The sequence below is a fragment of the Streptomyces sp. NPDC060027 genome (genome assembly GCF_042737005.1).
Classification (GTDB): Bacteria; Actinomycetota; Actinomycetes; order Streptomycetales; family Streptomycetaceae; genus Streptomyces.
On sequence record NZ_JBHWVI010000174.1, the window covers coordinates 1 to 18,586 of the forward strand.

15 protein-coding genes are annotated in these 18,586 nt (G+C 70.8%); 3 read left to right on the forward strand and 12 right to left on the reverse strand.

Features of this window, described 5'->3' with window-relative positions; translation table 11 throughout:
- Positions 1–31 precede the first annotated feature (31 nt).
- The 9 genes from ACFWBT_RS31840 to ACFWBT_RS31880 form a co-directional block, all read right to left on the reverse strand.
- Entirely contained in the window at positions 32–1,114 is a 1,083-nt protein-coding gene (locus tag ACFWBT_RS31840; protein ID WP_385706451.1) for a S1 family peptidase, read from the reverse strand.
- Positions 1,115–1,402: 288 nt separating this feature from the next.
- Positions 1,403–2,332, reverse strand: a complete 930-nt coding sequence (locus tag ACFWBT_RS31845; RefSeq protein ID WP_385706464.1) for a slipin family protein — start codon at positions 2,330–2,332, stop codon at positions 1,403–1,405.
- Positions 2,333–2,496: 164 nt separating this feature from the next.
- On the reverse strand, positions 2,497–3,399 hold the full coding sequence (locus tag ACFWBT_RS31850) for a S1 family peptidase (protein WP_385706452.1): 903 nt from the start codon (positions 3,397–3,399) through the stop codon (positions 2,497–2,499).
- A gap of 263 nt (positions 3,400–3,662) precedes the next feature.
- On the reverse strand, positions 3,663–4,445 hold the full coding sequence (locus tag ACFWBT_RS31855) for a DUF1684 domain-containing protein (RefSeq protein WP_385706453.1): 783 nt from the start codon (positions 4,443–4,445) through the stop codon (positions 3,663–3,665).
- A 4-nt stretch (positions 4,446–4,449) separates the two neighbouring features.
- Positions 4,450–5,790 (reverse strand): NtaA/DmoA family FMN-dependent monooxygenase, encoded by a 1,341-nt coding sequence (locus ACFWBT_RS31860; RefSeq protein ID WP_385706454.1) that lies wholly within the window; start codon positions 5,788–5,790, stop codon positions 4,450–4,452.
- A complete protein-coding gene (locus tag ACFWBT_RS31865; RefSeq protein ID WP_385706455.1) occupies positions 5,787–6,902 on the reverse strand; it encodes an LLM class flavin-dependent oxidoreductase in 1,116 nt (371 codons plus the stop codon). The genes ACFWBT_RS31860 and ACFWBT_RS31865 overlap by 4 nt, the downstream gene beginning before the upstream one ends.
- Before the next feature lie 69 nt (positions 6,903–6,971).
- The gene (locus tag ACFWBT_RS31870; RefSeq protein WP_323178825.1) at positions 6,972–7,754 is read right to left on the reverse strand and encodes an amino acid ABC transporter ATP-binding protein; all 783 of its coding nucleotides are present in this window, start codon (positions 7,752–7,754) and stop codon (positions 6,972–6,974) included.
- A gap of 52 nt (positions 7,755–7,806) precedes the next feature.
- The gene (locus ACFWBT_RS31875; RefSeq protein WP_385706456.1) at positions 7,807–9,570 is read right to left on the reverse strand and encodes an FAD/NAD(P)-binding protein; all 1,764 of its coding nucleotides are present in this window, start codon (positions 9,568–9,570) and stop codon (positions 7,807–7,809) included.
- Positions 9,567–10,415, reverse strand: a complete 849-nt coding sequence (locus ACFWBT_RS31880; protein ID WP_385706457.1) for an amino acid ABC transporter permease — start codon at positions 10,413–10,415, stop codon at positions 9,567–9,569. The genes ACFWBT_RS31875 and ACFWBT_RS31880 overlap by 4 nt, the downstream gene beginning before the upstream one ends.
- Positions 10,416–10,824: 409 nt before the next feature.
- Between ACFWBT_RS31880 and ACFWBT_RS31885 the strand changes: the two genes are divergently transcribed.
- On the forward strand, positions 10,825–11,781 hold the full coding sequence (locus tag ACFWBT_RS31885; RefSeq protein ID WP_385706458.1) for an ABC transporter substrate-binding protein: 957 nt from the start codon (positions 10,825–10,827) through the stop codon (positions 11,779–11,781).
- 55 nt (positions 11,782–11,836) lie between these two features.
- On the opposite strand, the gene ACFWBT_RS31890 is transcribed toward ACFWBT_RS31885, so the two are convergent.
- The gene (locus tag ACFWBT_RS31890) at positions 11,837–13,099 is read right to left on the reverse strand and encodes a DUF5685 family protein (protein WP_385706459.1); all 1,263 of its coding nucleotides are present in this window, start codon (positions 13,097–13,099) and stop codon (positions 11,837–11,839) included.
- Positions 13,100–13,388: 289 nt separating this feature from the next.
- On the opposite strand from ACFWBT_RS31890, the gene ACFWBT_RS31895 reads away from it, so the two are divergent.
- Complete coding sequence (locus ACFWBT_RS31895) at positions 13,389–13,826, forward strand: cell division protein SepF (RefSeq protein WP_385706460.1); 438 nt, start codon at positions 13,389–13,391, stop codon at positions 13,824–13,826.
- Between the two features lie 51 nt (positions 13,827–13,877).
- Here ACFWBT_RS31895 and ACFWBT_RS31900 read toward each other — a convergent pair whose 3' ends face one another.
- Entirely contained in the window at positions 13,878–15,068 is a 1,191-nt protein-coding gene (locus ACFWBT_RS31900; RefSeq protein WP_385706461.1) for an acyl-CoA dehydrogenase family protein, read from the reverse strand.
- Positions 15,069–15,219: 151 nt separating this feature from the next.
- On the reverse strand, positions 15,220–16,851 hold the full coding sequence (locus ACFWBT_RS31905; protein ID WP_385706462.1) for an MFS transporter: 1,632 nt from the start codon (positions 16,849–16,851) through the stop codon (positions 15,220–15,222).
- A gap of 653 nt (positions 16,852–17,504) precedes the next feature.
- Here ACFWBT_RS31905 and ACFWBT_RS31910 point away from each other — a divergent pair.
- Positions 17,505–18,524 carry a phosphatase PAP2 family protein gene (locus ACFWBT_RS31910; RefSeq protein WP_385706463.1) on the forward strand — a complete coding sequence of 340 codons (1,020 nt, stop codon included), beginning with the start codon at positions 17,505–17,507 and terminating at the stop codon, positions 18,522–18,524.
- Positions 18,525–18,586 lie beyond the last annotated feature (62 nt).

Below are 18,586 nucleotides of genomic sequence, written 5' to 3' on the forward strand. Positions count from 1 at the left end.
GATACTACTATCAGTCGGACCGGGGAGGCCGTCATAATAAAAAATCTCCGAAGGTCGAGAGCGCCTCGGTCACCGGCTGGAAGAAGGTCTCGCCGCCCGCGGTGCAGTCGCCGCTACCGCCGGAGGTGAGACCGATCGCGGTGTCGCCGGAGAAGAGCGAGCCGCCGCTGTCGCCGGGCTCCGCGCAGACGTCGGTCTGGATGAGGCCGTTGACGATGTCACCGTTGCCGTAGTTCACGGTGGCGTCCAGGCCGGTGACCGTGCCGTCGTGCACCTGGGTCGTGGAACCGCTGCGGGTCACCTTCATGCCGACGGTGGCGTCGCCCGCCTTGGCGATGGGCTGCGCGGAGCCGTTGTGGAGATCGACCTCGCTCGGGTGATCCACACTCGCCGTGTACTTGACCAGGCCGAAGTCGTTGTCCGGGAAGCTGGACTGCTCGTTCGTGCCGATCTGGTTGCCGCCGGCGTCGGACCAGGTGGAGATCGACTCGGTGCAGTGACCGGCGGTGATGAAGTACGGCTGCCCGTCCTTGACCACGTTGAAGCCGAGCGAACAGCGCCCGCCGGAACCGCTGATGGCGTCACCACCGGCGATGAAGGGCTTGAACTCCCCCTTCGTGCGCTGGAGTTCGGCCTTGGCGCCGAGGCCGTCGACGACCTCGGTGAGCGTGGCCCACTCGGCCTTGGAGACCGTGCGGTCGGCGGTGACGACGACCTTGTTGGTCTCCGGGTCGGTCGCCCAGGAGGTTCCCGGGATGGTCGCGTCCTTCTTGAGCGTGGTGCGGGCGCCCGTCAGCTCGGCGAGGGAGTTCTCGACGATTCTGGCCCTGGCGCCGGCCGCCGTGACGGCCTTGGCCGCGGTCCCGTCGAGCACGTTGACGACGAGGTTCCGTGACTTCGCGTCGTAGTACGTTCCCGCCGCGTCGGCGCCCAAGTCCTTGCCGAGCGTCGAGGCGAGCTTTCCGGCCGCCGTGACGGAGAGGGTGTGCGGCGCCGAGGTCCTGGGAGCCTCGCTCGCGTTCGCAGTCTGGAAGGTGACTCCGGCGGCGACCAGTGCGGCGATGCCCGCACCCGTCATGACGGCACGCCTCTTGGGTATGCGTCGGTGCTTCAACTCACGTCCTCCTGTGGGGGGTCGGTCCGAGAGGTTGTGGGGACCTCCAGGACCGGAAGGCGTACGGACATGGACCCTGAGAACGGCAGAAAAGCCCGTCCCGTCGCGTCCATGCCAGTTGTTCCTCGCCCACTATTCCGAGACGCACAGGCAACACACAAGGTCGACTTCAGGACGCGTGTACGACAACGGCCGTACCCGCCCTACGCCTTGACCGTGCGTGGTCACGCCCTGTGGATTCCCTCCGCAAACACGGTCCGCTGGTCCTACCGATGCGGCCTGCGAGGTCTAGTCCTGTCTTGTTATCGACCCTTCAGAAGGTCGGTCCAAGGAGGTTTCCCCGGGCGGCGGTTGCTTCTGCACCGGTTGCTCGGGCTGTCGGCCGTCGAGCGGCGGCCCCTGCTCGGCCGCCGGAACGACCGACTCCCGCGGGTCGACGGACGGCCCGGGCGCGGCCGGCTGCTGCGCCCGTTCCAGGAAGCGCAGCAGTTCCACCGGGAAGGGCAGGACGAGCGTGGAGTTCTTCTCGGCCGCGACCGCCACCACCGTCTGGAGCAGCCGCAGTTGGAGCGCGGCCGGCTGTTCCGACATCACCTCGGCGGCCTGCGCCAGCTTCTTGGACGCCTGCAACTCCGCGTCCGCGTTGATGACCCGGGCGCGCCGCTCACGATCAGCCTCGGCCTGCCGCGCCATGGACCGTTTCATCGTCTCCGGCAGCGACACGTCCTTGATCTCGACCCGGTCGATCTGCACACCCCAGCCGATCGCCGGGCTGTCGATCATCAACTCCAGACCCTGGTTGAGCTTTTCGCGACTGGACAGCAGGTCGTCCAGGTCGCTCTTGCCGATGATCGAACGCAAGGAGGTCTGCGCCATCTGGGAGACCGCGAAGCGGTAGTCCTCGACCTGGATGACCGCGTCGGCCGCGTCCACCACCTTGAAGTAGACGACCGCGTCCACCCGCACGGTCACGTTGTCCCGGGTGATGCCCTCCTGGGCCGGCACGGGAAGGGTCACGATCTGCATGTTGACCTTGCGCAGCCGGTCGACGCCGGGGATCACCAGGGTGAATCCGGGGCCGCGTACGGCCGGGCGCAGCCTGCCGAGCCGCAGCACCACGCCCCGTTCGTACTGTTTGACGACACGGGCACCGGCCATCACATAGACCAGGCCCACGGAGGCGACGGAGACTCCCGCCGCGACCAGCTCCTCGACCATCACGGCCCCCCAGGGTCCGAAGTGGCGCATCGGGATGTACAGCGTGTACGTCGACGGTAACGCCGCCGCCCGAGCAAGGGCGAGCCCCCGCACGCAGGTTGCGTGCGGGGGCTCTCCTGCTGCCGGCCGCTGGTCCGGCTGTGGGGGGTTGCCGTACGCGCCGGTCAGTAGACGTGGACTCCGTAGGCACTGAGGGCCTCGGTCACGGGCTGGAAGAAGGTCGTACCGCCGGAGCTGCAGTTGCCGCTGCCGCCGGAGGTCAGACCGTACGCGACGCTGCCGCCGTAGAGCGGGCCGCCGGAGTCACCGGGCTCGGCGCAGACCGTGGTCTGGATCATGCCGTAGACGATGTCGCCAGAACCGTAGTTGACCGTCGCGTTGAGCGCGGTGACACGGCCGCTGTGGATGCCGGTCGTGGAGCCGCGACGGTAGACGGTGGTGCCCACGGAGGGCGTGGCCGCGCTGGCGATGTCCTGGCTGCCGACCGCGCCCGACTTGGTGACGGACGTGTTCGTGTAGCGCACGATGCCGTAGTCGTTGGTCGGGAAGCTGGAGCCCGCGGTGGTGCCGAGCGTGGTCGTGTGTCCGGAGTTCGACCACCAGGTGCCCGCGCCGTCGGTGCAGTGACCGGCGGTCAGGAAGTAGTAGTTCCCGCTGTTGTCCTGGACGTTGAAGCCGAGCGAGCAGCGCCAGCTACTCGCATAGATGGCGTCGCCGCCGGAGATCAGCTTGTTGAACGTGCCCGCGGTGTGCTTGATGGTGAGGGCGTCGGCGTTGCCGCCGGCGTCCTTCTTGATCTGCGCGATCTCGGCCTTCGAGACCGTGCTGTCGACGGTGACGACCACACGGTTCGTCTTGGCGTCGACCGCCCAGGCGGTGCCCGCGATGTCGGACTGGAGTACCGACTTGTTGACACTGCTCAGCTGGGTGGTGCTGAAGGTCTGGGCGTCGGACGCGTTCGCGCTGGGGATCGCGAACGCTGCCGCGGCGACGAGTCCGGTGGACACGGCGATCAGCCGACTCCGTCTCGCTATCCCGCTGCGGGGGGTGGTGCGCTTGATCCTCACGTTTCATTCCTCCGAAGGGAAGTAAGGGGCCCTCGTGTTGTGGGGTTGGGGCCCGTGAGGCGCAGCCGGGAGCCGCCCGTCCGGATTCCGGACAAGCCATGCCCCTGACAAGCGCTGAGGGGGAGTATTCGGCGGCACGGCCGACGGGCGCAAGGGCGCCTTTCGGCCGTGCAGCGTTCAACTTGCGTACGTGTCAAGGAGGTTGATCGTCGGACCACTGAAGGCTTCAGATTTCCCCCACGCCTTCGGTGGCCCCGGAGGCCTCAGCCCAAACGGCGCTCCCCCGCGGCGACGGCCACGCTCAGCGTATTTCCGGGCGGCGGGAACGGGCAGACGAAGTGGTCGGCGAACGCACACGGCGGAAGCACGGCCCGGTTGAAGTCCACCGTCGTACGCCCCTCGGCGTCGGGCGCCGCCGGGCGCAGGAACCGGAAGCGGTAACTGCTGTCCCCGCTGGTGGTGTCGGCGAAGACCGCCCACAGCGAGCCGTCGCTCTCGACCGACACCTGGAGGGTGAGGTCCTGCCCGTCCAGGGTGAAGGCGAGGACACCGCCGAGGGCGAGCCCGCGGGCGACCCCGTCCGCGTTCTCGACGCGCACGGTGCGCCCTTCACCGTACGGGGTGAAGTGTCCGGGCACCGACCAGCGCCCGTCGTACGGGGTCGCCTCGATGCCCCTGAAGGCCTGCCGGGTGGCTGCCGCGGGGTCGTAGTCGCGTACGCCCCAGATCCCCTCGCGCACCAGGACGACGAACCGCCGCTCCCCGCGCCCGACCCGGGCTCCGTCGGCCGGTCCGTAGTCGGCGTCCAGCACGATCTCGCCGGTGAAGGGCTCGCCGTCGAGGGTGAGCCCGTCCTCGGCGGCCGCCGTCAGGACCACTCCGTCCCCCTTGGCGGCCCACCGCCCGGGGATGTCCGGAAGTCGCCCTTCCGGATAGTCCTCGATCCAGTGGGTTCCGGTGAGCGCGAGCGGGCCGTACGGCTCGGACACCGTCGCGACACGGTGTTCCTGCCAGTGCTTCCAGTCCTCGGGTGCGTCCGTCGTCATGTGATCAACCCTTCCATATGGGCTCGGCCAGGCCGAGGTGCGAGCGCAACGTCGTGTCCGTGTATGCGGTGCGGAACACGCCGCGTTCCTGGAGCAGCGGCACCACCCGGTCCACGAACTCCTCGAATGCGCCGGGTGTCGCACGGGGCACGAGGACGAATCCGTCGGCGGCGTCGGTCCGTACGAACTCGTCGAGCTCGGCGGCGACCGACTCCGGCGTGCCGACGAACGTGGGGTGCCGTGATGTCTCGATGACGGTCTGCCGGATGGACGGGGCCTTCTCGCGTGCGTGGGCCCGCCGTTTCTCCGCGACGATCAGCACGTCGGCCGCCGTCGACCGGCCCCGTGCCGGCAGTGGTCCAAGGTCCGGGTCGACGGCGGGAAAGGGCCCGTCCGGGTCGTCGGAGGAGAAGTCGGGGCCCCGGGTCCGTTCCAGGGTGCCGACCGCGTTCCGCGAGGGGATCCGTTCCCGGCGGATCTCGGCCGCCCGTTCCCGCGCCTCGGCGGCCGTGTCGCCGAGCACGTAGGTGACCAGGGGCATGATCTTCAGCTCCTCGGGCGACCGGCCGTGGGCCGCGAGTCTCCCCTTCACCTCGGCGTAGAACGCCCGGCCCGCCTCCAGCGTGTCCTGCCGGGAGCCCTGCCTTCCCGGGAGACGGTGCCCTGCCCCCGGGCCGGCGAGGACGACGTCGGCGGCCCGGACCGCGAAGTCCCGTCCCGCGGGCGAGTCCCCCGCGTGGAGGAGCACGGGGTGTCCCTGCGGTGGGCGCGGCACGGTGAACTCGCCCGCGACGTCGAAGTGCCGGCCCCGGTGCGCGACCGGACGGGACACCCCGTCGAGGGTCCAGGAGTCCCACAACTCCCGTGACACCTGGACGAATTCGGCGGCGACCCGGTGGCGGCCCGTCGCGTCCGGACGGCTGCCGCGGCGGAAGTTCTCCGCGGTGGCGGCCGGTGTGGACGTCACGATGTTCCAGGCGGCCCGGCCTTCGCTGAGGTGGTCCAGCGTGGCGAGTCTGCGGGCGAGTTCGTACGGCTGGTGGGAGACCGTGTCGACGGTGGCGGCGAGCCCGAGCCGTTCGGTGACGGCGGCGAGAGCGTTGAGGACCGTGACGGCCTCGGGCCGGCCCCCGGGGTCCGGGTCATGGACGCGCCCCTCGGTTTCACCGGACCGCCCTCCCCCGGCGAGGAGGAGGAAGTCGAACAGACCGCGTTCGGCGGTGCGCGCGAAGCGCTCGAAGGCGGCGAAGTCGACCGGGGACGCGGAGCGCCGGCCGGTCCCGGCGGTGGTGCCGCCGAGGCCCGGAAGGCGGACGGCGAGGTGCATCCGTTTGCGGACCGTCATGACGCTCCCCCCGCCACGGCGTAGCGGTTGACGGGCCGGGCGAGCCCCAGGTGCTCCCTGAGGGTGCTGCCCGGATAGAAGGTGCGGAACAGTCCGCGGTGCTGGAGCAGCGCGACCGTTCCGTTGACGAGCCGCTCCAGGTCGCGGCGCGGCTCGACGGGCGTGAGGTGGAAACCGTCGGCGGCGTCCGCCCGGTGCCAGGCGGTGATCAGCTCGACGAGGCCGACGGGCCCGCCGCGGTACAGCGGGCCCTGCGCGGTCTGCCGGGGCCCGCCTCCGCCGTGGCCGGGCTCGGCAGCGCGCTCGCCGTCACCGAGGTCGATACCGAGCCCGGCGAGGACGCGCAGATCATCGGGGTCGCGCCCGAACGCGGCTGCCGTGTCCCGCAGTTCGACGCGCACGGCACGCGCCTGGGCCGGGCCGGCGACCCGCACGATCGCCACATCCGCGTACCGGGCGGCGGTCCGCCGGGCGGCCGACTCGGTCGCGTCGACGACCCGGACGGGGTGGCCCTGCGGGGGCCGTGGCACGGTCGAGGGGCCTTTCACGGAGAAGGTGCCGCCCTCGAAGTCGACCTGGTGCAGCTTGTTCCGGTCGACGCTGCGGCCGGTGGTCCCGTCGCGTGTCTCGGCGCCGTCCTCCCGGCTGTCCCAGAGCCGGGCGGCGACGTCGGCGACCTCGCCGGCCTCCTGCCAGAGGGCGTCGCCGGGCGGCGGGGACGTCACCCGGCCGGGTGCGTCCGGGAGTCCGGGCGTGCGGCGGCCGAACAGCCGGGCCTCCGCCTCGGTCCTCGACACGTCGATCTGCCAGCCGGCCCGGCCTCGGCTGACCCAGTCGAGGGTCGCGACGGCCGCCTGGACGTGGAAGGGCTCGGTGTGTGTGGTGGTGACGGTCGGCACCAGACCGATCCGGCCGGTGACGGGCGCGACCCGGGAGAGCACGGCGAGCGCGTCGAGTCCCGGCCGCGCGAACGTGTCTCCGAGGGTGACGAAGTCGAGGACACCGCGCTCCGCGAGCTGGGCCTGTTCCACGAAGGAGGCGGCGTCGTGGGCCGCCCCTTGGTCGAGGGCGGCGGCCAGGTGCAGAAGCGCCCGGCCGTGCGGTGCGGTCATCGGGGAAGACCTTTCGGGGTGGGGGGAGTCGAGGGCCTGGAGACCGGCGCGGAGTGGTGGGGGCCGGGTTCAGAGGACCTTGGAGAGGAACGCCCGGGTGCGCTCGTGCCTCGGCCGGTCGAGTACGTCGCCGGGGGCGCCCTGCTCGACGATGCGGCCGTCGTCCATGAAGACCACGGTGTCGGCGACCTCGCGGGCGAACCCGATCTCATGGGTGACGACGATCATCGTGGTGCCCTGATGGGCCAAGTCCTTGATGACGTCGAGCACTTCACCGACGAGTTCGGGGTCGAGCGCGGAGGTCGGCTCGTCGAAGAGCAGCAGCTTCGGCTCCAGGGCGAGCGCGCGGGCGATGGCCACCCGCTGCTGCTGCCCGCCCGAGAGCTGCTTCGGATAGGCGTCGGCCTTGTCGGCGAGCCCGACCCGGTCGAGCAGGGCGCGCGCGGTCTCGGCGGCGTCCTTGCGGGGGCGCTTCAGCGCGGAGACCGGGGCCTCGACGATGTTCTCCACCACCGTGAGGTGCGGGAAGAGGTTGAAGCTCTGGAAGACGAAGCCGATCCGGGTGCGCTGCTTGAGGATCTCGCGTTCCGGCAGCTCGTACAGCTTGTCGCCGGAGCGCCGGTAGCCGACGAGCGCGCCGTCGACGCTGATCCGGCCCTGGTCGACCTTCTCCAGATGGTTGATGGTCCGCAGCAGCGTCGACTTGCCGGATCCGGAGGGTCCGAGGATCACGGTGACCTCTCCGGCCCGCACCGCGAGGTCGACCCCTTTGAGCACCTCCAGCGAACCGAAGCGCTTGTGGACGGACTTGATGTCGACCATGACCGGTGGGCCGGCCGTGGTTGTGCTCATCGGGCGATTCCCTTCGCGAAGTGTCGTTCTGCGGGATACCGGAGGGGTTGCGTCAGGCCGCGGCGCGACAGGACAGCGCCCGCAGGAACGTGAGCGCGGCGCGCGCCGTCGCGTCGTTCTGCCGGAAGGCCGGGCCGCCGGTACGCGGCCGGGTGAAGGCGCCCGAGCCCCGGGCATCGGTGTGCGGGCCGAGTGCGAAGCGCCGGGGGTGCGGGATGCCGGAGCGCTCCAGGACGCGTCCGTCGGCGGGGTCGACGGCGAGCAGCCCCTCGGGCGTCGCGGCGGCCCCGTCCGCGTACAGCTCGCGCAGCAGTGCGTCCCGGGTGCGCTCGACGGTGGGGTGGGGCAGCCGGGCCTCGACGAGCGCCCGGGCCTCGACCGTCGCGCCGGGCACGGTGGCGCTGCCCGCCCGGAAGACCCCGTCCTCGGCGGTGACGGTCATGTCCGCGCCGATGAACCGCAGGATTCCGGCCCGCGACAGGGCGAGCATCCGGCGCAGCCGGGGGCCGGGCGGCCCCGACGCCACGCAGCTGAAGAAGCCGTGCCACCACGGGCCGATGTCACCGAGCCGGACCAGTTGCCCGTAGACCGAGAGCAGCCCGAGGAACACGGCCAGGTCCGGGCTGCGCGAGGCATCATGACGTCGTCTCAGGTCCTCCTCGATGTACGTCCGCAGTCCGTCCTGGAGATCGTCGTACGAGGCGTGGCGCACCCCGTCCAGCGGACGGTCGAGCGCGGTGAGGTCGAGGTGGTCGGCCGGGTCGGGCACGGCGGACGCGACCAGGGCCTGGATCTCGGCACCGGTACCGGCGGCGTACTTCTCCTCGAAGTCGCTCCAGGCGACCCGGGTGCGCTCGGGGTGTGCCGTGAACAGGCGGTGGTAGTGCGCGAACCCGAGCTCCTTCTCGATCAGTGGCCACACGTCCCGCCGGAAGTCGGACCTCTCGGGGCGGGCGAGCAGCGCGTCGACCTCGGCGGGCCCGAAGAACCGTGGCAGCGGGGGCCGTTCACCCTCCAGGTTGTAGCCGATCTTGGAGTGGTAGGGGACCCCGCGCCGGGAGCCGACGTACAGGATCGGCTCGCGCCCGGACGGCAGGTAGCCGTCGCCCTCGAACCGCCCGCCGCGCCCCTCGGTGAGCAGCACCATCAGGTCGACGAAGGCGAGCCCGAAGCCGCGGACCAGGACGGGTTCTCCGGGCGCGAGCGCCGACAGATCGCTGTCGGCGGTGAAGTCCGGCGGCAGATGCACCAGCCCGTGTTCCGTCGCGTACGCGGCCAACTCGCTCTGTTCGGCGTCGAGTTCGGCGTCGAGGTGGCCGATGGTCAGCACGACGAGGTCGGTGAGGAGCGGGCGGGGGCGGCCCTCCAGCCACACCTGCTGGCGGCCTTCGCGGGGTCCGCTCACCCGCAGCGCGCGGCACGCGTGACGGTGTACCCGGATGCCCGGCGGCAGGGCGGCCACGGCACGCTCGTACACCCAGCGCAGGTAGGCGCCCTGTCGGGGCCGGTCCGCGAAGGTGCGCCCGTCGAGACCCGCCCACCTGTCGAGCGTGGGTCCTTCGAGCACGGGCCCGGCCATGTCGACCGTCTCGTCGGTGAACATCGTGACGTCCTGCGCCTCGGAGTTCATCCACAGCAGCGGCGACTGCTCTTCGCGCCAGAGGCGTCCGGCGCCCGGCGGGTACGGGTCCACGACATGGATGTCCAGCCCCGAATCGCCGTACAGTTCGGCCGCGTTGGCCGCGATCCGCTCCAGGAGACCGGTCCCCCGCGGACCGGCCCCGACGATCACCAGCGACGGCCGTCCGGCGGTCATCGGGTGCGCTCCGAACCGCGCGCGTAGTGCTTCTCGACGTAGTACTGGCCGACGCCGAGGACCGAGGTGACGATGACGTACCAGAGGGTGGCCACCATCAGGAGCGGCATGACCTGGTAGGTGCGGTGATAGACGAGCTGCACGGAGTAGAGCAGGTCCTGCACGGCGATCACGCTGACGATGGAGGTGCCCTTGAGGGTGCCGATCAGCATGTTCCCGGCCGGCGGCACGATGGAGCGCATCGCCTGCGGCAGCACGATCCGCCACCAGCGGCGCCACCGGCTCAGCCCCAGCGCCTGCGCGGCCTCGATCTGCCCGCGGTCGACGGAGAGGATGCCGCCGCGCACCACCTCGGCGGCGTAGGCGGCTTCGTGCAGGGTGAGGCCGACGACGGCGACGGTCACGGGGCCGAGCAGGTCGACGGTGCGCACACCAAGGATCTGCGGGTACAGCGCCCCGATGTTGAACCAGAACAGCAGCTGGACCAGGATCGGCATCGACCTGAAGAGCCAGACGTATCCCCAACTCACGGTCCGCAGCACGGGGTTGGTGGACAGTCTGAACGCGGCGAGCAGGGTGCCGAGGGCGAAGCCGAGCACCATCACGACCGCGGTCAGCCAGAGGGTGAGCCACAGTCCGCGCAGCACGGAGGCGGAGGTGAAGTACTCGCCGACGACGTCCCACTGGAACGCGTCGTTGCGCACTACGGAGTTGAGGGCGAGCCCGAGCAGGACCAGCACCGCGACGGCGGCGGTCCACAGGCCGGGACGGCGCCGCGGGACGATGCGCAGGGAGGCCGCTTCGTCCGGTGCGGCGGCGACCTTGGTGAGGGTGTCGGAGGACATGCGAGGCTCCGTGATGCGTCGAGTCGAACACGGGTGCCTTCACACAGGCCACGCGGGGCGCCCGGGAGCGCCGTACGGCCGAGCCCCTCAGCAGGGCCGTGACACGAGAGTACGGGGCCGTTTCCCCTCGATGTCAAGGCTGTCCACACTGTGAGCCTTACGTCTCAAGTCAGTTGACGCAGAAACGGATGCCTGTTCCACTTGGCCCATGCATTCGCAGCAGTGGCTGGTCAAGCGCTCCCACATCGACTTCGGTCGCGTGTGGTCCTCTTCCTGTTGAGCTGACCCCCTGCGGGCCCGTCCGTGACGGGCGCCTCCCGCGTTTCTCCTCTTCCCCACGCCTTCACACGCGCGCCCCTCCCCTCCCTCTTGCGCCTTCTCACTCCCTGCCTTCAGGAGACCGCACACCATGCGTACGTTCTCGCGTACCCGAAACAGGCATTTTGCGTCCTTTGCGCTGCTCACCTCCGCGGCCCTGCTGGTCACCGCGTGCGGCTCCGGTACGGACGACGCAGCCGGCGGAAGTACCGCGCAGGCCGCGGCGCGGGGCGACAGGATTCCCACCAAGGACGTCGTCTCGCCGATCCGCAAGGATGCCTCCGCCGCCAAGTTGCTGCCGTCCGGCACCCGTTCGCTGACCGTGGCGATCAGTGTGTCCGGCTCACCGCCCGGTACCTCCTACCTGGCCGACGGCAAGACGCTGACCGGGCAGGACGTCGACTTCGCGGACGCCGTGGCCAAGACCCTCGGCATCGAGCTGAAGCACGAGTCCGCGAGCTTCGAGGCGATCCTGCCGGCCCTCGACAGCGGCAAATACGACTTCGGGGCCAGCAACTTCGGTGTCACCGACGAACGCCGAAAGTCCATCGACTTCGTCACCTACGTCAACGACGGCCAGGGCTTCGCCACGCGTGAGGACAGCAAGCTCTCGAAGATCACCGAGCTCCGGCAGCTGTGCGGGCTGAACGTCGCGACCGCGGCCGGTACGACGTTCGAGGCGACTCTGGAGGCGAACAAGAAGGTCTGCGGGGAGGCCGGCGAGAAGGCGTACAAGGTGCAGACGTACAGCGAGCAGGGCGCCATCTGGTCCTCGCTGCAACAGGGCCGCAGCGATGTCGTGATGAGCACCATCAACGGCCTGCGCTACGCCGTGGCCCACCAGCAAGGGGTCAAGTTCCTCAACGAGTTCCACCGCCTCGACGTGGGCTTCGCCTTCAAGAAGGGCAGCGCGCTGACGCCCGCCTTCCGAGCCGCGGTGAACAAGCTCATCGCCGACGGGACGTACGAGAAGATCCTCGCCAAGTGGGGCACGAAGGGCTCGGCCATCTCGACGTCACGGATCTCCCCGCCGGAGCTGAAGGACTGACCGCGCTCCCCGACCCGCTCGGAGCACCCCGGACGGGAGTGCTCCGAGCGGGCGGTCACAGCCCGCAGTCACAACACGAGCAGCACTCACAGCACTCGCAGCACTTGCACGCCTCGCAGCAACCGCAGTCGCAGTCACAGTTGTTCAGGCACCCTTCGCGCTTCTTGCGCGACCACGGCCCCTCGTACTCGTCGGCGCAGCACACCTTGCAGGTGCAGCACAGCCCGATGGCGGCGGCGCAGCCGGCCCAGAATCCGCGCTTGCCGGGGGCCGGGGGCTGGGCGGAGGGCCCGCCGCCGAAGGGGTTGCCGCCGCCGACGTACGGATTGCCGCCGTGCTGAGGCGGCGGCCCGAAGGAGCCCTCGGGCCCGAGCAGAACCGCCCCGCCCGGCGAGCCGAGGGAATCGAGCGCGTCGAGAGAGCCGTCCGCTGCGTGCGACCCGCCCACCGCGTGCCCGCACCCCGACGTCCCGAACGCGCGGTCCACCGACCGGCCCAGTTCGTGGGCGAGCAGGACGTGCGCCAGCCGGCTGTCGGTGAACTCGGCCTCCCGCAGGGCGAGCCGTATACCGTGCAGCGCGTCGTCGGCGAGCCGGCGGGCCTCGGTGAGCGAGGTACCGGTGGCCGTCAGCGGATTCCAGGCACCCGCCGCGGCGTCGGCCTCCCGGTCCTCCACGGCGTCCAGCAGATGCGCGAGCCGTCCGAAGAGCCGCCCGGCCTCGGCCAGCGGCACGGCGTTGCCGGGACGGCCGGCGAGGACGGCGGTGTGCGCGAACGCCGCGGCGGTGGCGGTCTCGGTGGGCTCGGTGACGGTCAGGATCGGCGTTCCGGGCCCGGCCAGCGCCTCGATCCCGATCTGCCGGTCCACCGCGTCGACGAGCACGGCCGTGTCGAAGCCGACGTCGGATCCCGTACGCGCCCCGGCCCTGCCCCAGCTCGCGGCCACCCGGCGCGCGGCCAGCGCGACCGGCTTGCGCGCCAGGAGCCCGTCCCCGTCGGCGACATGGTCGCGGACCTTCGCCGAGGCGAGGACCAGCGAGACGGCGGCGGCGAGCCGCGCACCCTCGCCCTGCGCGACGGACGCGGTCCGCATGCCCCGCAGCGGACAGGGGCCCGCGGTGCGCCGCCATCCCGTCGCGCGCTCGGCCTGAGCCTCCGTCAAAACCGATATCAGCAGGCCGTCATAGTTCGTGACCACCCGCGCGAACTGGCCGTGGTCCCCGCGCAGTGCGAGGCAAAGCCCGCACAAATGCGCCATCCACTGCGTCTTGAGCCCTTCACCGAGACGGTGGCTGCAGGGCCTCACGATTCCGAACACGACACTCCCCCGTGACACGTACGACGTTGAGCTGCGGCATCGTATCGACCGTTCCGTTCACCCGTACGCACCGCCCGTCACCCGATCGCCGCGAGAAATCATATTTCACTCTCAGTCAGCAGCCGTACCCCGTACGACCCTTGGGAGACGCGGGCTCTCGACGGATTCGCTGTGCACCAGTACCGTCACGAAACCCCCGCGCGGCGTCTATCCACTTGGCGCGACATCCGCATCATGGACGACCATGGGTATGCGGAAGCACGAAAGACCGCTGTGAGAGGAGGCGTCCATGGGATCGGTGCGCAAGGCGAGTGCCTGGCTTGGCCTCGTCGACGACAACGATGACGAGCGTTACTACGACGACGACTACGCCGAGGGTCAGGAGTCCGGCGAAGCCTGGGTCACCGACCCGCGCGTGAAGGTTGCTTCCGAGACGGCGGAGGAGAAGGGCCGCCGGATCGGCACGGTCACCCCGGACAGCTTCCGGGACGCACGCGGTATCGGCGAACTCTTCCGGGACGGCGTCCCGGTGATCATCAACCTCACGTCCATGGAGCCCGCCGACGCCAAGCGCGTGGTGGACTTCGCGGCCGGCCTGACCTTCGGCCTGCGCGGCACCATCGAGCGGGTCGCGACCCGGGTCTTCCTGTTGACCCCGGCCAACACGGAGATCGTCTCCGGCGAGGCCGCGAGCCGTCAGGCTGACGGCTTCTTCAACCAGAGCTGAGGCAGGGCCGCTCACCGGCCCTGCCTTCCCGGGGCTTCACGAGCGGGGCCTTCACCTGAAGGCGTCGAGCCCGGTGAGCGCCTTGCCCAGCACGAGCTGATGCATCTCGACGGTGCCCTCGTACGTCAGCACCGACTCGAGGTTCGTGGCGTGCCGCATCACGGGGTACTCCAGCGAGATGCCGTTGGCGCCGAGAATGGTGCGCGAGGTACGGCAGATCTCGATGGCCTCCCGCACGTTGTTGAGCTTGCCGAAACTGACCTGCTCGGGGCGGAGCCGTCCCGCGTCCATACGGCGGCCCAGGTGGTGGGCGAGCAGGATGCCCTTGTGCAGTTCGACGGCCATGTCGGCGAGTTTGGCCTGGGTGAGCTGGAAGCCGCCGATGGGCCGTCCGAACTGCTCCCGCGTCTTCGCGTACGCGACCGCGGACTCGAAACTGGAGCGTGCCGCGCCCATCGCGCCCCACACGATCCCGTACCGCGCGTGCGAGAGGCAGCCGAGCGGACCCTTGAGGCCGACGACGTCGGGCAGGACGGCGTCGGCGGGCAGCCGTACGTCGTCGAGGACCAGCTCACTGGTCACGCTCGCCCGCAGTGACCACTTGTGCTTGATCTCGGGGGCGGAGAACCCGGGTGCGTCGGTGGGCACCACGAATCCGCGGATGCCGTCGTCGGTCTGCGCCCAGACGACGGCGACTCCGGCGACGGACCCGTTGGTGATCCACATCTTGCGGCCGTTGAGGACCCAGTCCCCGCCGTCGCGCTTGGCGTGCGTCCGCATCGAGCCGGGGTCGGAGCCGTGGTCGGGCTCGGTCAGTCCGAAGCACCCGATGACCTCGCCGGAGGCCATGCGCGGCAGCCAGGCCTGCTTCTGCTCCTCGCTGCCGAACCGGTGGATGGCGTACATGGCCAGCGAGCCCTGCACCGAGACGAGCGAACGGATGCCGGAGTCGGCCGCTTCGAGCTCCAGACAGGCGAGGCCGTACTGCACGGCGCTGGCCCCCGCGCACCCGTACCCCTGGAGCGACATGCCGAGGGCGCCGATCCCGCCGAGTTCGCGTGCCAGCTCCCGGATGCCGGGCAGCTCGCCCTTCTCGTACCAGTCGGCGACGTACGGCAGCACCCGGTCCGCGGCCCAGGTCCGCACGGTGTCGCGGATGGCCAGGTCCTCCGCGTCGAGCAGGTCGTCGATCCCGAGCGGGTCGGCGGGGTCGAAGGGCGGGAGCTTCGAGGACGCGGACATACGACAGCCTCCGGCAAGGTGATAACTAGCACCGCTAGTTAAGAATCTCGACCCGACGTTACGACGCAGTGTCCCGCAAGTCCAGGGAGGCTCGGGACTGCCGTGCGGATCATGCCGCGGACGCGGGGTCCTGCGCGCCCCTCGGCAGCCCCTAGGCGGAGACGCGGGTCTCGGCGACGTCCCGGGGGGCCGGGATCCCGGCCGGGCCGGACTTCGCGTCGAGGGCGGGGTCCGTCGCGGGTGCCGAGCAGTCCATGACCCGCGGCAATCGCAGCGCCATCACGGCGCCCAGCAGCAACAGCGCGGCGCTCACCAGCAGCGTCACATGCAGTCCGTGCACGAAGGAGTCCCGGGCCGCCTGCCGCAGAGCGCCGCCGGAGGTCCCGCCGAGCCGGTCGGCGACCTCGTACGCCTCCCCCAGCGAGTGCCCCGCCGCCTCCGAGTCGGCCGCCGGGACGCCGGGGACGGAGGACAGACCGGGCGCGTACGCCGCGTTCATCACGCTCCCCAGCAGCGCGATCCCTATCCCCGCGCCCAGCTGGTACGAGGTCTCGCCGATCGCCGCGGCCCCGCCGGACTGCTCCTGCGGCGCCTCGCTCAGCATCGACTCGTACGCCCCGAAGAGCGTGGTCTCCAGACCGAAGCCGAGCAGCACGAAGCCGAAGAGCAGCAGCCCGGTGTCGTCGTCGGCGCCCATCGCGGTGAGCGTGACCACGGCGGCCGCGGTGAGGCAGAAGCCGAAGCAGACCATCGCGCGCGGCCCGAACCGCCGCAGCAGCTTCGCCCCCGCGAGCCCGGCGGCCATCGCCGCGAAGGTGAGCGGCAGCAGCCGCAGCCCGGTCTGGAGCGGTGACAGGCCGAGCACGAGCTGCAGATACTGCGCGGCGATCAGTTCGAGGCCCACCAGGGCGAGCATGGCGAGGACGATGCATCCCACCGACGTGCTGAACGCGGGACGCGCGAACATCCGCAGGTCCACCAGTGGATGCGTGCGCCGCCGCTGACGCCGTACGAAGCCGGCCATCAGCGCACCGCCGATGAGCAGCGGCGCCAGGGTGAGGGGGCTGAGGGGCGCCTCGCCTCCTCCGAGGCGCTTCACGCCGAGGACGAGTCCGAACAGACCGGCGGCGGCCATCAGCGCGCCGACCACGTCCCAGGGACCGTCGCGGTCACCGCGGGACTCGGGCAGCAGGAGCCGTCCGACCGGCAGGCTGACGATCATCAGCGGGATGTTGATGAGGAAGACCGATCCCCACCAGAAGTGTTCGAGGAGGAAGCCGCCGAGCAGCGGCCCGACCGCCGCGCCGACGGCCGCGACCGCGCTCCAGATGCCGATCGCGAGCGCCCGTTCGCGCCGGTCGGGGAAGACCTGGCGCAGGATCGACAGCGTGGCGGGCATGATCATCGCGCCGCCGACGCCGAGCAGGGCGCGGGCGCCGATCAGGACCTGGGCGTTGTCGGCGAGGGCCGCGATGCCGGAGGCGACGCCGAACAGGGCGTATCCGAGGAGGAGGACCCGCCGTCGGCCCACGCGGTCACCGAGCGTGCCGAAGAGGATGAGGAGCGAGGCGCAGACGAGCGGATAGACGTCGACGATCCAGAGCAGTTCTATCGCGCCGGGCTTCAGTTCCTCGGTGACGGCGGGCACCGCGACGTGGAGCACGGTGGCGTCGACGGCGACCAGCAGCAGGCTGACGCACAGAACGACGAGAACGACCCATCGGTTGGCACCGGCCCCGGTCTCCCGACGGCATCGCGCAGCGGCCGTGGTCGTCCCGGACATGTACGTACCTCCAGAGGTTCCCTCGCGATCGGCGGATCCGCAGGGTGGGGACTCCCTGGGGCTGCGGCCCGAAGAGCGAGTCCCGGGCCCACGCAACAAAGGCGAGTGAGCCGTCAGCGTACGCGAGTTCCCGCCGATGACACGTGGCGGACCTCTCACGTTCTCCCGGCGGGGCATGTGGCGTACGCCACGCTGCCCGGACCTCGTCACGCCCTGCGAGGCCTCCCCCGCCGCGCGTCACCCGCTCTCCGGCGGGTGGCGGGGGTACCTCGTTCGTGGGAGATCACCGACGGGACGGAAGCGCGCCCCGGGCGGGCGGCGCGCGAACGCGACGGCACGCCCTCGGCATGATCATCGCGCCGACCGGCGGCGCCGGTCGGCGCGATGGCGGGCGGTGCCGGTCGGCCGGTGAGCGGCGGTGCCGGTCCGCCGGTGAGCGGCCGGACAATTCCACGCCATCATTCGGTGAACGAATGCATAAGCGCCATAAAACCGAAGCCGCGAGTGATCAATGGAATTGAAGGCTCCGCGTGTCGGGGATTGGAGATTCATTGGAAATAAACATGATCCTGAGAGGAATCCCACATCACATCGTCATCACAAACCGAGTGAATCGGCCTGGGACGCAGCTCACTCGCTGTAACGTCGATTGAGTGCGTACCGAACGAAACCTCACCCGTCTGGACCGGGTCTTCGCCCGGCTGGACCGTGAGCCGGAACGGCCGGCCCACATCGATGTGCCGAAGATGACTCGGCACAGGGTTGTCCTCTTCACGGCGACCCTGGCCTTCTACCTGGCGATCGTGTGGGCCGTTGCGATCACGTCGTGGCTGGTCCGGTTCGACTGGCAGGTCATGTTCTTCCGGCCCTATCAGCAGTGGCCGGAGATCCACGCGTTCCTGGACTACTACGTGGTGCTCGGCCAGCGCGGCCCCACCGCCGTGATGGTCGCCGCCTGGCTGGGCTGGCGCTCCTGGCGGCAGCACACACTGCGCCCGCTGCTCACCCTGGGCGCGTCCCTGCTGCTCCTCAACGTCACGGTCGGCGCCGCGAAGCTCGGCATGGGCCGCCTCGGCCCGCACTACGCGATCACGATCGGCTCGAACGAGATGGGCCTGGGCGGCGATATATTCCCCTCGGGCCACACCGCCAACGCCGTCGTGACCTGGGGAATCCTGGCCTATCTGGCGTCGACCCCGAGAGCCAGACGCTGGCTCTCCGCCCTGTCCGCCGTGGTCTCCCTCGGCGTCGGCCTCACCACCGTGTACCTGGGTACGCACTGGCTGAGCGACGTCCTGCTGGGCTGGACCGCGGGCCTGCTGATCCTGCTGGCGCTGCCCTGGTGCGAGCCGCTGATCGCCCGCGCCGAGGCCTGGATCTTCGCGCTGCGCGACCTCGTGCGCGCCGGTCGCGGCGGTCGGGTGCCCGCACCGGCACCCGCGCCGGTCGGCGCACCCGTCATGGCCACACGGCCCGCCGTCGTGGACGGCGAGGTGCCGGCCCGCGAGACGGTCGCGTCCCGCCCGAACAGAGCCCCCGCCCACCTGGCCCCGGGCCCGCACACCGCCCGCTCGGAGCGCACCCCGGTGACACCGGTGGGCAGCCGCCGCCCGCCGCACGCGGCCCGCGCGACCACGACCGCCTCGGCCCGCCCCCTCGCGGGCGGCGGCTGAGAGCTGCGGGGCCGGTACGCACAGCCTCTCCCCGCACCGCGAAGGCCCCGGCTCATCGAGCC

Excerpts from the sequence above, each read along its gene's own strand:
- ACFWBT_RS31845 (WP_385706464.1), bottom strand. The coding sequence starts at position 2,332 with ATGGTCGAGGAGCTGGTCGCGGCGGGAGTCTCCGTCGCCTCCGTGGGC.
- ACFWBT_RS31855 (WP_385706453.1), bottom strand. The coding sequence starts at position 4,445 with ATGACGACGGACGCACCCGAGGACTGGAAGCACTGGCAGGAACACCGT.
- ACFWBT_RS31860 (WP_385706454.1), bottom strand. The coding sequence starts at position 5,790 with ATGACGGTCCGCAAACGGATGCACCTCGCCGTCCGCCTTCCGGGCCTC.
- ACFWBT_RS31865 (WP_385706455.1), bottom strand. The coding sequence starts at position 6,902 with ATGACCGCACCGCACGGCCGGGCGCTTCTGCACCTGGCCGCCGCCCTC.
- ACFWBT_RS31870 (WP_323178825.1), bottom strand. The coding sequence starts at position 7,754 with ATGAGCACAACCACGGCCGGCCCACCGGTCATGGTCGACATCAAGTCC.
- ACFWBT_RS31875 (WP_385706456.1), bottom strand. The coding sequence starts at position 9,570 with ATGACCGCCGGACGGCCGTCGCTGGTGATCGTCGGGGCCGGTCCGCGG.
- ACFWBT_RS31880 (WP_385706457.1), bottom strand. The coding sequence starts at position 10,415 with ATGTCCTCCGACACCCTCACCAAGGTCGCCGCCGCACCGGACGAAGCG.
- ACFWBT_RS31885 (WP_385706458.1), top strand. The coding sequence starts at position 10,825 with ATGCGTACGTTCTCGCGTACCCGAAACAGGCATTTTGCGTCCTTTGCG.
- ACFWBT_RS31895 (WP_385706460.1), top strand. The coding sequence starts at position 13,389 with ATGGGATCGGTGCGCAAGGCGAGTGCCTGGCTTGGCCTCGTCGACGAC.
- ACFWBT_RS31900 (WP_385706461.1), bottom strand. The coding sequence starts at position 15,068 with ATGTCCGCGTCCTCGAAGCTCCCGCCCTTCGACCCCGCCGACCCGCTC.
- ACFWBT_RS31905 (WP_385706462.1), bottom strand. The coding sequence starts at position 16,851 with ATGTCCGGGACGACCACGGCCGCTGCGCGATGCCGTCGGGAGACCGGG.